This window comes from Kitasatospora sp. NPDC001095, assembly GCF_053598615.1.
Genome location: NZ_JBSFKQ010000040.1, coordinates 11697 through 23971, shown reverse-complemented (window position 1 = coordinate 23971; position 12275 = coordinate 11697). Strand labels below are relative to the sequence as shown.

The following is a 12275-nucleotide window of genomic DNA, read 5'->3' as shown; positions in this document are numbered from 1 at the left end:
GCTGGCTGTGTCGCGGACCGTACCCGTACCGTACTCACCGTCTGCTGCCGCATCGTAGAGGGTTCGCGCCGGTTCGTGCCCGGCGGGTGACCACGGGGCAGGTCGGTCCGAGGAGGCCCGACGACGTCTGACTAGGGGGACGACGAGGTATGGCATCGCGCCGGGACGAGCTGAACGCGTACACCTTCGCCCGCAAGCGCACGGTGGGCGCCTTCCTGCTGCCCGCCGGCGGCGGCAGCGACGAGGACGCGCCGCGTCCGGTGAAGGCGGTGCTGCCGAGTGTGCTGGCAGGGGCCGTGTTCGTGGCCGGGTTCGGGATCTGGGGGGTCTTCAAACCGAGTGCGCCGGTGAAGTGGGACGACGGCAAGAACATCATCCAGGGCAAGCAGTCGACCACCCGGTACGTGGTGCTCACCGACCAGGACCAGAAGACCAAGCGGCTGCACCAGGTGCTCAACATGTCCTCGGCGCGGCTGGTGCTGCCGGCGGGCGCCAAGGTCGTGGTGGTGGACGACGGGGTGCTCGACCGCTATCCCAACCACGGGCCGACGATCGGGATCCCCTACGCGCCGGACAAGTTGCCGACCACGGACAACGCCAGCAAGCCGATGAAGTGGGCGGTGTGCGACCGCCCGGGCTCGGACGACAAGCAGGAGACGGTCAACCAGGCGGTGTTCGTGGCGGCCGGAGCGGACGCGGCGGCGCTGGCGGCCAAGGACCGGATGCTCGGCCCGGACCAGCTGATGCTGGTGCAGCAGGCCGACGAGCAGCAGATCTCGGCCGCGCCGGCGCCGGGCCAGCCGGCCGCCGGCGGCGCCGCGCTGTTCCTGGTCGACGCCCAGGGGCGCAAGCACCCGATCGGCTCGCCGCAGGCGGACGACAAGGAGCGCAAGGCGCTGGTCACCGCGGTGTTCGGGCCCAACGCGGTGCCGCAGCGGGTCAAGCGGGACTGGCTGGACACCCTGGTGAACGCCACCCCGATCACCTTCCCGCAGGTCGAGGCGGTCGCCGACACTCAGGGCGCCAACTCCAAGGTGGAGCTGAGCAACCCGGCCGACCGCCGGATCGGCCGGCTGGTGCACTACCAGGACCGCCACTACGTGGTCGGCAAGGACCAGCTCTTCCTGGTCACCCCGTTCCAGGCGGAGCTGATCCGGCAGAACCCGGCGTACCAGATGCTCTACAAGTACGACCAGGACAAGAAGCCGCGCAGCGACGAGATGACCCCGGCCGACAACGCCCAGTGGGGCGGCGACGTCCCGCTGAAGGGCACCGCCCCGGACTGGCCGCTGAAGACCGGTGCGCCGGTGAACAACTGGCAGGACCGCCAGGACGCCCGGATGGTCGTGTGCAGCACCTACGACGGTGTCGCCGCGGACGGCAGCACGGCCAAGCGCAGTGTCTGGGCCGGGACTTCGTACCCCGCGCCGTACAACAACGGTGCCGGGGCGGCGTACGTGACCCCCGGTCACGGGCTGTTCTACCGCTCGATGGACAACGCGGCCGCCGGCTCCGGGACCGACTTCCTGATCACCGAGACCGGGTTGCGCTACTCCGTCCCGTCCAACGGTGACGGCGGTCAGCGCCCCGCGGCCTCGCCGCAGCCCGGCCAGAGCGGCTCCCCGAAGCCGTCGGCGCCGCAGCCCACCGCCACGCCGACCCCCGGGGCGCCGTCCCAGGAGCCGGGGCAGCAGCAGGACGAACCCGGCGGCAACCAGGCGAGGTTGGGCTACCAGGGGGTCCAGCCGCTGCCGGTGCCGAAGGAGTGGTCGAACCTGGTTCCGGCCGGTCCGCCGCTGACGGCGAAGAGCGCCGCCCAGCCGCAGAACGCCTGATCGGCCAAGCGCGGTAACCGAATTGGTCCCAGTGTCATGGTCTGGTAACTACTCGGTGATCGGTGTTGGGTGAGTTGCGTGTGCCGACTACAGTGCTGCTGGACATCACACAGGTGATGCGACGGTCGGCCCGCTGGGCCCTCCGTACACGCAAATGTTGTCTCATGGGGGACGTGGAGCATGGCTCAGGGTCAGTTCACGATGACCGCGCAGGAGATGCTGGCCTTCGCCAAGCAGATCGAAGAGGCCATCGGCAAGATCGAGGCTGAGAAGAACAAGCTGATCAGCACGGTCACCGGCATCACCAGCGGTTGGCAGGGCCAGGCCGCGACGGCCTACACCAACCTGCAGAACCGGGTCAACGAGGACATCGCGAGCCTCAAGGAGTCGCTCAACGCGATCAAGCACGCGATCGAGATGACCACCAAGCACTACGCGAGCACCGAAGAGGAGCAGAAGGCGATGTTCTCCTCGGCCCAGGGCTGATCACCGCATCCGCGCTGATCGCCGCACCTGCGCCGACCGCCGTTCTGTCCCGCTCCACCGCTCTGCGGAGCGCCCGCCGCTGACCGCGCGGCGCTCCTCATCCTCGTAAGGGAGACAACGTGTCCGAACACATCCTCGTCAACTTCCAGACCGTTCACCAGGCGGCCGAGGAGGTCAAGGCTTCGGCGAGCCGCATCGACCACCTGCTGAACGACCTCAAGGGCAACGTGACCCGCATCGCCTCCAGCTGGCAGGGTGCGGCCCAGCAGGGCTACCAGGCCCACCAGGCCAAGTGGGACGCCAAGGCCAACGACCTCCAGCAGGTCTGCGCGCAGATCGCGACCTCGCTCGAGAACGCCGCGCAGAGCTACCGGACCACCGAGGACGCCAACACCAAGCTCTGGGGCTGACGTTCGGGTTCCGTAGGGAACGACAGGGGGCGGGTACCCGGATTCCGGGCACCCGCCCCCGGCGCGCGGCACGGGTGGACGACATGAGGGGTGGCAGGGTGTCCCGACACGGGTACCGGAAGGCGGCCGCGGCGATCGCCGCGCTCGCGGTGCTGGGCGGCCCGCTCGCCGCCCCGGCGTACGCCGACAGCGGGCCCGGCCTGGCCGCGGCCGGCGACTGCCCCAAGCCCGCGCCCGACGTGCAGACCGTGCCGTGGTCGCTGCAGCGCCTGCTGCTGAACGAGCTGTGGCAGGACGGGAAGACCACCGGTGCGGGCGTGAAGGTCGCGGTCATCGACACCGGGGTCGACCAGAGCAACCCGCAACTGGGGGGCCAGGTCCGGGCCGACCCCGAGGGCAAGCAGATGGTCGACAAGGTCCAGGCGGGCCCCAACCTGCTGGTCAACCGGGAGACCAAGGAGGCGATCAAGGGCGCGTCGACCGAGGACCCGGTCGGCCACGGCACCAAGGTGGCCGGCATCATCGCCGCCCGCGTCAGCAAGCAGACCGGTTTCGTCGGGCTGGCCCCCGACGCCCAGATCCTCTCGATCCGGCAGAACGACAGCGACGGCAACGGCGACGTCTCCACCCTTGTCCAGGCGATCAGGGAAGCGGTCGGCAGGGGCGCCATGGTCATCAACATCTCCCAGGACGTGCGCGGTGCGGGCGACGCCCGCTTCGGCGGCTACCAGGACCTGAAGGCCGCCGTCGAGTACGCCGAGGCGAACAACGTCGTGGTGGTCGCCTCCACCGGGAACGACGGCAAGGAGGGTGACACCTACCCCGGTGCCTTCCCGACCGTGCTGGCCGTCGGCGCCTCCGACCGCAACAACGAGCGCGCGCCGTTCTCCCAGTACGGCAGCTTCGTGAAGGTCGCCGCGCCCGGTGTCGACATGCTGTCCACCGTCCCCGGGGGCGGCCAGTGCGTGGACAACGGCACCAGCTTCGCCGCCCCCTACGTCTCCGGGCTCGCCGCGCTGCTGAGGGGCGCCCATCCGAACTGGAAGGCCGCCCAGGTGCGGGCCTGGATCGAGCAGAGCGCGCAGCGCACCCAGCGCGACCCGGACACGTTCATCGGCTGGGGCGTGGTGGACCCGGTCAAGGCCGTCACCAAGGCCCCCGTGGACGCGCCCTTCGCGCCCGTCCCGGACGCCCCGGTGCAGCTCGCCGCCGCGCCGATCGTGCCGCGCCCGGTGGGCCTCGGCGAGACCCAGGCCGACCGCGACGGCCGCACCGCGACGTACGTCCTCGGTGTCGGCGCGCTGCTGGTCGCGCTGCTGATCGGCGGTGGCGTGGTGCTGCGCGACCACCGGCGCAAGTCCTCCTCCTGACCCGCGGCTTCCGCCCGCCGCCCGGCGACCCGCCGGGAATCCGCCGGAACCCCTGTAACACCGCCGCCCGCCCGCCGCATCGATGAAGTGTCAGGGAGGGCGGACCACGGGGGCAGGGCGCATGGGGTGGATCGGGTCGGGCCGGGAGGCCAAGGACGCGGAGTTCCTGGAGCTCGTCTCCGGCCGGACCGGTCACCTGTACCGCTCGGCCTGCCTGCTCACCAGCGGCGACACCCACTACGCCGAGGACCTCGTACAGGAGGCCCTCAGCCGGATGTACGTGCTGTGGCGGCGCAGCGCCTTCACCGGCCGTGGCCGGATCGACAACCCGGCGGCCTACACCCACACCGTCATGGTGCGCACCTTCCTGGCCCAGCAGCGCCGCCGCTCCAGCGGCGAGCGCCCCAGTGCCGCCCTGCCGGAGCAGGAGGGGCAGGACGCCGACAGCGCCCTGCGGCTGACGCTCCTCGACGCGCTCGGCCGGATGCCGCCCAAGGACCGCGCGGTCCTGGTGCTGCGCTACTGGGAGGACCGCAGCGTCGAGGAGACCGCCGAGGCCATGCGGGCCTCCTCCGGCGCCGTCCGCACCCGCACCACCCGGGCCCTGGCCAGGCTGCGCGCCCTGCTCGGCGACTCGCTGGCCGAGCTGGCCGCCCGCTGAGGCCGGTGCCCGCTGAGGCCGGCGCCCGCCGGCCGCAAGGAACTTCTCTCGCAACCCGAGACGCAAGGAGACGGTGAGCACCCATGTCCGAACCGGACAAGTTCGAAGACGATCTTCTCTACGCCCTCACCCGTACGGGCGAAGGCTTCCGCACCGAGCAGGCCGAGCAGGCGGGCCTGGTCGCGGACGGCTACCGGCTCGGCCGCCGCCGCTGGCGCCGCCGCTCGGCCGCCGCCGTGGTGGGCGGCGCGGCCGCGCTGGCCCTGGTGGGCACCGGCACGGTGTACCTGGCCTCCCCGGGTGCCGGGGACGCGGGCACCGTGAGCGCGGCCTCCGCCCCGGCGGCCGCCGTCGGCATCACCGCGGGCAGCAGCGCCGCCGCGACCACCCCGACCGCGCTGCAGTCCGTGGCCCCGGCCGCGGTCTCCGGCGACGAGGTGCTGGCCACCTTCCGGGCCCTGCTGCCCAAGGGGGAGATCACCGGGGCCACGGGGCGCGGCACCGAGGGCGGGCCGAAGGCCACCGACGCCTCGGCGAGCCTGGTGTTCGACGACGGCCAGGGCAAGTCGCTGATCCAGCTCGACATCAGCAAGCACCGGCCCGGTCAGGTGCAGCTGCCCGGCTGCCCGCCGGACCTCAGGCTGGTCCGGGTCGACGCCTGCACCGACACCGTTCTGCCGGACGGCTCCAAGCTCCTGCTGCAGCAGGGGTACGAGTACTCGGACAGCCGGGCCGACACCAAGGAGTGGTTCGCCGTGCTGAACGGCCCGGACGGCCGGTCCGTCTCCGTGCACGAGTGGAACGCGCCCGAGGAGAAGGGCGCGCCGGACAGCCGCCCCAACCCGCCGCTCACCCTCGACCAGCTGAAGGCCGTCGTCACGGACAAGTCCTGGGACCGGGTCGTCAAGGCCCTCAGGTTCGACGGCGTCGACACCGAGGCGATCGACCCGGGTCTGTCGCCGGCGGACTACGAGACCGTCCTGACCGGGCTGCTGCCGTCCGGGGCGACCGTGACGGGCGGCAAGGGCCAGGACACCGGGGCGGCCTTCGAGCTGGCCAGGGCCGGGCGGGCCGGCACGGTGTCGGTGCTGGTGAAGAACTGGGCCAAGGCCCCCGACGACCGGCCGGCACCGCAGTGGTACCAGGACGCGGAGATCCTGCCCGACGGGACGAAGCTCCTCACCCACGCCCCGGCCGCCCCCACCCTGCCGGGCAAGCTGATCGCGGACGCGACGAGGCCGGACGGCCTGGAGGTCCTGGTCGTGACGGCCTCGAACGGCGACCCGCTGCTGACCGCGGAGGAGCTGAAGACGATCGTCACCAGCCCGGCCTGGAAGCCCGGGAAGTAGCGGAACACGGCGGTGCCCCGGGCTGGGGGAGGCCCGGGGCACCGCCGTGTGGGGGAGGGGTGGGGATCAGTCCTGCTGGTCCTCGGGAAGGCTGATCACCCAGCGGGTGTCCTGCCGGGGGCGCAGGTAGAACAGCCAGTAGAGGGTGGCGGCGGCGGTGATGCCGCCGGTCCACAGCAGGGGCTCGGTGTCCAGCTTGGTGATCACGTAGACCAGGACGGCGATCAGCACGACCGGGACGGCCGGCCACAGCGGCATCCGCCAGGCGGAGGCGTGCTTGTGGTGGGCGCGGCGGGAGAGCAGCGCGGCGATCGCGACCAGCAGGTACATCCCGGTGACGGCGACGCCGGTGATGTTGCTCAGCAGCTCTCCCTTGACGAAGCAGAGCGCGGCGCCGGGCAGGCCGACGGCCAGGGTGGCGATCCACGGCGAGCCGAACCGGCCGAGGGTGCCGAAGGCCTTGTTGACGGGCTCCGGCCAGGCCTTGTCGCGGGCGGAGGCGAACAGCACCCGGGAGTTCTGGATGACCATGACGATGCCGGCGTTGATGATGGCCAGCGCGACGCAGAGGCTGATGAAGGTGCCGACGGCCGAGTTGCTCCAGGCGGTGACCATGCCGGAGATGTCGCCGGAGGACAGGGTCTGCAGGTCGGGGGCGCCCATGGTGATGGCGACGACCGGGATCAGGATGATGGCCGAGGAGATGCCGAGCGTCCACAGCACGGTGCGCGAGACGTTGCGGCGGGGGTTCTCCAGCTCCTCCGACAGGTAGACCGCGGTGGAGAAGCCCTGGGTGATGAACAGGGCGATGCCGAGCGCGCCGACGATGGCGCCCACGCTCACCGTGGTGGTCGCGCCGCCCTCCCCGGCGACCACGCCGTGCAGCAGGCTGGGGGCGTCGCCGTTGGTGTGGGCGAAGCCGAGCACCGAGACCACGCCGGCCGCGATGACCTCCAGCACCAGGAAGATGCCGGTGATCCAGGCGTTGGCGCGCAGGTCGAGCAGGCCGGCCAGGGTGGCGGCCAGCATCACGGCGGCGCCGGTCATGGCCTTGTCCAGGTGCAGGACGGGGGCGAGGTAGTCGGCGGTGCCCAGGGCGATGACCGAGGGGACGATCATCACCACGATCAGCGAGAGCACGAAGACCAGCCAGCCCATCAGCCGCCCGGCGAGGGTGCCGACCATCGCGTACTCGCCGCCGGCGCTGGGGATCAGGGTGCCGAGTTCGGAGTAGCAGAACGCGACCGCGACGCAGAGCACGGTGCCGATCGCGATCGCCAGCGCCGTGGCGCTGCCGATGCTGGAGAACAGCTCCGGCACGATCACGAAGAGCGTCGAGGCGGGCGTGACGCAGGACAGCGTGAGCAGGGTGCCGCCCACGACGCCGATCGAGCGCTTGAGCTGCTGGGGCGCTGCCGCCTCGGCCGCCGAGGCGGCTACGGTCTGTGGCGGACGAAGCGTGTCGGTCATGTGGCTTCCGATCGGCTCTGTGCGGTGCTGGGGTGGGGAGCGGTATCGCCTCCGCTGGCTGGTTGCTCGGTGTCCGGTTCCAGTCGCTCCCTGGCCGCAATGGAACCTCGGCGTATTGGTTGCGTCAACGTCGGAACTGCTTCGGAATCCGTTGCGGTGAACGGCATAAACATGCGATCCGATGATCACGTTCAGTCGTTGCGGGCTTTGTCCGACTTGTTACCTAAGCCACATGGCGATTGAATCGAAGGTGAACAATGCGGGGAGTGCCGTGATTCAAAGGTCGTGTTCCGGGTGGACGGTGGTACGCCCAGGCGCCCCCCGGAACGCCCGACAACTCCCCGGCCGGGTGCGGGAACCGCAGCTCCCGCCCGCAAAGAACTAGGTAACGTTTCGGAACCTGGGACGCCGAAGGGGCCGGACTCCACGAGTCCGGCCCCTTCGCTCACCGTCCGTGACGGCCGGCGCGGCTACGCCACCGGCAGCCAGCCCGTCTGGATCATCTGCCCGCCCGTCGCGCGGCGGGACACGTAGACCCCTCGGCCCGGCGGCAGCGCCTGCGGCTTGACCGTCCCCAGCAGCGCGCCCTCGTCCCGGTTGCCCGACAGGATCACGCCCTGGCCGCCGAGCTCGCGCATCCGCTGCAGCACCGGCTCGTACAGCGAGCGGCCGGCGCCGCCCGCGCTGCGGGCCACGATCACCCGCAGGCCGATGTCACGGGCGAACGGAAGGAACTCGGCCAGCGGAGCCAGCGGATTGCCCGAGCTCGTCGAGACCAGCTCGTAGTCGTCGACGATCACGAACATGTCCTTGCCGCTGTACCAGCTGCGGTTGCGCAGCTGCTCGGCGGTCACGTCCGGGCCCGGCAGGCGGCGCGCGCAGGCGCCGCGCAGCATGTCGACGATGGCCGCCATGGCGGGCTGCGCGGCCGCGTACTCCACCAGGTACTCCGGCGGCACGGTGCCGAGCAGCGCGCGCCGGTAGTCGCCGATCACGATGCCGGCCTGGTCCGGGGTGTAGCGCTCGGTGATCTGCTTGATCAGCATCCGCAGCACCGCCGACTTCCCGGACTCGGTGTCGCCGAAGACGATGAACAGCGGGTCGGTCTCGAAGTTGACGAAGACCGGCGCCAGCTCCGCCTCGTCCACGCCGAAGGCGACGCCGCGCTCCGGGTGCTCGAAGCCCTTCGGCAGCGAGTCGCCGTCCAGCACGGCCGGCAGCATCCGCACCTGCGGGGCGCGCGGGCCGGTCCAGGCCCCGTCCACCGCGCTGACCAGCCCGGCCACGCCGCTCTGCAGGTCGTCCACCGAGGAGGAGCCGTCCAGCCGCGGCAGGCCGGACAGGAAGTGCAGCCGCTCCGGGGTGATGCCGCGCCCGGCCAGCGCCGGGACGTTCTGCGCCACCCGGCGGTCGACCTCGGACTCCATCGCGTCACCGAGCTTCAGCTCGGTCCGGTTCTGCAGCAGATCCTTCAGCGCCGGGCGCACCTCGGCGTACCGAGCCGCGGTGATGACCAGGTGCACGCCGTAGCCGAGACCGCGCTGGGCGATGTCGCCGATCACCGGCTCCAGGCCCTCGAACTCCTGCTTGAAGGTGTTCCAGCCGTCGATCACCAGGAAGACGTCGCCGAAGGCCTCGTCCGGCAGCCGGCCGGCCGCCCGGGTGGCCCGGTACGTGGCGATGGTGTCGATCCCGGCGACCCGGAACAGCTCCTCGCGCCGGTTGAGCACCCCGTGCACCTCGGAGACCATCCGGCGCACCTTGTCCACGTCCAGGCGCCCGGCCACCCCGCCGACGTGCGGCAGCCCGGCCAGCGACTGGAAGCTGCCCGCACCGAAGTCGAGCAGGTAGAACTGCACCTCCAGCGGGGTGTGGGTGAGGCCGAACGAGGCGACCATGGTGCGCACCACGGTCGACTTGCCGGACCGCGGACCGCCGACGATCAGGCCGTGGCCGGCCGCCCCCGCGTAGTCGACCTCGAGGATGTCCGTCTTCTGCTCGCGCGGCTTGTCCACGATGCCGATCGGCACCCGCAGCCGGCCCGCCGGGTAGCCGGGCGCGGTCAGTCCGCGCTCCGGCACCACCTGGAGCGGCGGCAGCAGGTGGTCCATGCTGGGCGCGTCCTCCAGCGGCGGCAGCCACACCTGGTGCGCGGCCGGGCCCTGCCCGGCCATCCGCTGGACGAACACGTCCAGCACGGTGTCCACCAGCGCGTCGTCCTGCTCCGGGACCTGCGGCGCGACCTCCTCCTCCACCGGGTCCGGCAGCTCCACGAAGGCCGCGGTGAACTCCACCGGGCGGGTGCCGACCCGGCGCCCGCCGGTCGACCGCTGCTGCCCCGGGGCCCGGTACGGGCCCGAGACGTAGGCGGCCTTGAACCGGTCCATCACGTCCTCGCCGAACTTGAGGTAGCCGACGCCCGGCACCGGCGGCAGGTGGTAGGCGTCCGGCACGCCGATCGCCGCCCGGGACTCCGCGGCCGAGAAGGTGCGCAGACCGATCCGGTACGAGAGATAGGTGTCCAGGCCGCGCAGCTTGCCCTCCTCCAGGCGCTGCGAGGCCAGCAGCAGGTGCACGCCCAGCGAACGGCCGATCCGGCCGATCTGGATGAACATCTCGATGAAGTCGGGCTTGGCGGTGAGGAGTTCGGAGAACTCGTCGATGATCAGCACCAGCGAGGGCAGCGGGTCCAGCGCCGCGCCGGCCGCCCGGGCCCGCTCGTACTCGTGGATGTTGGCGTAGTTGCCCGCCGAGCGCAGCAGCTCCTGGCGGCGGTGCAGCTCGCCCTCGATCGCGTCGCGCATGCGGTCGACCAGGGTGAGCTCGCCCTCGAGGTTGGTGATCACCGCGGAGGTGTGCGGCATGTCCGCCATGCCGGAGAAGGTCGCACCGCCCTTGAAGTCGGCGAGGACGAAGTTCAGGATCTCCGAGGAGTGGGTCATCGCCAGCGCCAGCACCAGCGTGCGCAGCAGCTCCGACTTGCCGGAACCGGTCGCGCCCACGCACAGGCCGTGCGGGCCCATGCCCTCCAGCGCGGCCTCCTTGATGTCCAGGTAGACGTGCTCGCCGTTGGCGCCGACGCCGATCGGCACCCGCATCCGCTCGTGCTGGGCGCGCGGACGCCAGCTGCGGGCGACGTCGAAGGAGCCCGGGTCGCCCGAGTTCATCATGTCGGTGAAGTCGAGGTTGGACAGCAGCGGCTCGTCGTCCCCGCCGGCCGAGATCCGGTACGGCGCCAACTGCCGCGCCAGCGCCTCGGACTGCCACACCGAGAGCAGGTCCGGCTTGCCGGTGTACGTCGCGCCGGAGGCCGAGCGCAGCACCAGCTCCTCGGCGCCGACCGTGACCATCAGGTGCCCGCTGGGCTCGTCGACCTCGCCCGGCACCACCTCGATGACCGTCACGCCCTGCACGCCCTCCGGGCTCGCCAGCAGCGAGTCGTGCGGCACCCCGGCGCCGTCCATGACGACCACCAGGTGCGGCTGGTCGGCGGGCGGTGCCACCTCCCGCACGAAGCGCTGGCGGCCGGCCAGCTCGTCCTGGAGCAGGTACTCCAGGTCACCCAGGTCGTTCGCGAAGAGCCGGCGCGAGCCCGCGCCGTCGGCCTCCTTGCGGTGCTGGTTGTGCGGGAGCCACTTGGTCCACTCCCACTCCTCGGCCGCACCGGGCGCGGCCGCGACCGCCACCATCAGGTCGTCCGGCGAGTGCAGGGTGGTCAGCTGGGCGATCATCGCGCGCACGTTCCCGTACACCGAGTCCGGGTCCCCGCACACCGTGATGTGGTAGAAGGCCCGCAGCGAGACCGCCAACGGCAGGTCCTGGAGGGTGCCGTGGGCCTTCAGGAAGGAGTGCATCGCGGCCGCCGACAGCGGCTCCAGCTCGTCCATCGGCGCGGTCTGCGGCGCCACCAGCGGGGTGGACAGCTGCACCGGCCCGAGGCCCACCCGGATCTGCGCGAAGTCGCCGTCCCCGATGCGCCGTTCCCACAGCCGCCGGCCGTCCTCGACGATCGACCAGAGCTGGTCCGGCGCCGGGTTCAGGAACAGCAGCGCGCCGCGCTGGCGCTCCGCAGTGCGGCGCACCTGGCGGCGGGTCTGCTGGAGGTACTTCAGGTAGTCGCGCCGCTCGTCCGCCATCGCGGTCGAACCGCCCTTGCGGGCCCGGACGATCTGCGCCAGCACCATGCCGAGCGTCGAGGCGATCATCAGACCGCCCATGATCTTCATCGGGGCCGCGGCCCCGGGCGAGAAGAAGAAGACCGCCGAGCCGCCCATGCCCAGCATCGGCAGGATGCTCATCAGCCAGTCCTCGCCGCCCTGCCTGGGCAGTTCGGGCGGGCTCACCAGCTCCACCGGTTCGTCCGGCACGGTCGGCGGATACGCCCTCGCCGGTCGCTTGACCGTGATCACACCCATGTGTCATCCACCCCGCGGCGTCGATCGATCACTTCGGCATCAGCCCTCACGCGATTGCGTACGGTCCGTACGGGAATCCGGTGGCTGAGGACGCCCCACCCAGCGCAGCCCCCGTACCTTGCGCAGGCGCCGATCCTAACGGTCGCCCCCGCACCGCCCGCCAGCGCCCGGGTACGCACCGGCAGCGGACACGAACCGAACGGGTAGGGTAACGCCGCGCCAACTCGCGGCCCGGTCGGGCCGGTTCCGCAGCAACACCGAGCGCCGCCGGGCCTCGGC

General features: G+C 71.7%; 8 protein-coding genes. 6 read left to right on the top strand and 2 right to left on the bottom strand.

Annotated features, from left to right (window positions below):
* Positions 1-149: 149 nt before the first annotated feature.
* The 6 genes from ACWDBB_RS26695 to ACWDBB_RS26670 all read left to right on the top strand — a co-directional run bounded on the left by ACWDBB_RS26695 (position 150) and on the right by ACWDBB_RS26670 (position 6111).
* Positions 150-1835, top strand: a complete 1686-nt coding sequence (locus tag ACWDBB_RS26695) for a type VII secretion protein EccB (RefSeq protein WP_449792017.1) — start codon at positions 150-152, stop codon at positions 1833-1835.
* Between the two features lie 180 nt (positions 1836-2015).
* On the top strand, positions 2016-2321 hold the full coding sequence (locus ACWDBB_RS26690; RefSeq protein ID WP_392884231.1) for a WXG100 family type VII secretion target: 306 nt from the start codon (positions 2016-2018) through the stop codon (positions 2319-2321).
* Positions 2322-2440: 119 nt separating this feature from the next.
* Positions 2441-2731, top strand: a complete 291-nt coding sequence (locus ACWDBB_RS26685; protein ID WP_449792016.1) for a WXG100 family type VII secretion target — start codon at positions 2441-2443, stop codon at positions 2729-2731.
* Between the two features lie 83 nt (positions 2732-2814).
* Positions 2815-4101 (top strand): type VII secretion-associated serine protease mycosin, encoded by a 1287-nt coding sequence (gene mycP / locus ACWDBB_RS26680; RefSeq protein WP_449792015.1) that lies wholly within the window; start codon positions 2815-2817, stop codon positions 4099-4101.
* 121 nt (positions 4102-4222) lie between these two features.
* Positions 4223-4762 carry a SigE family RNA polymerase sigma factor gene (locus ACWDBB_RS26675; protein ID WP_392921585.1) on the top strand — a complete coding sequence of 180 codons (540 nt, stop codon included), beginning with the start codon at positions 4223-4225 and terminating at the stop codon, positions 4760-4762.
* Between the two features lie 83 nt (positions 4763-4845).
* On the top strand, positions 4846-6111 hold the full coding sequence (locus ACWDBB_RS26670) for a hypothetical protein (RefSeq protein ID WP_449792014.1): 1266 nt from the start codon (positions 4846-4848) through the stop codon (positions 6109-6111).
* Positions 6112-6177: 66 nt separating this feature from the next.
* Here the strand turns inward: ACWDBB_RS26670 and ACWDBB_RS26665 are convergent, their stop codons facing one another.
* A complete protein-coding gene (locus ACWDBB_RS26665) occupies positions 6178-7581 on the bottom strand; it encodes an APC family permease (RefSeq protein ID WP_449792013.1) in 1404 nt (467 codons plus the stop codon).
* Between the two features lie 470 nt (positions 7582-8051).
* Complete coding sequence (eccCa, locus tag ACWDBB_RS26660) at positions 8052-11996, bottom strand: type VII secretion protein EccCa (RefSeq protein ID WP_449792012.1); 3945 nt, start codon at positions 11994-11996, stop codon at positions 8052-8054.
* Positions 11997-12275 lie beyond the last annotated feature (279 nt).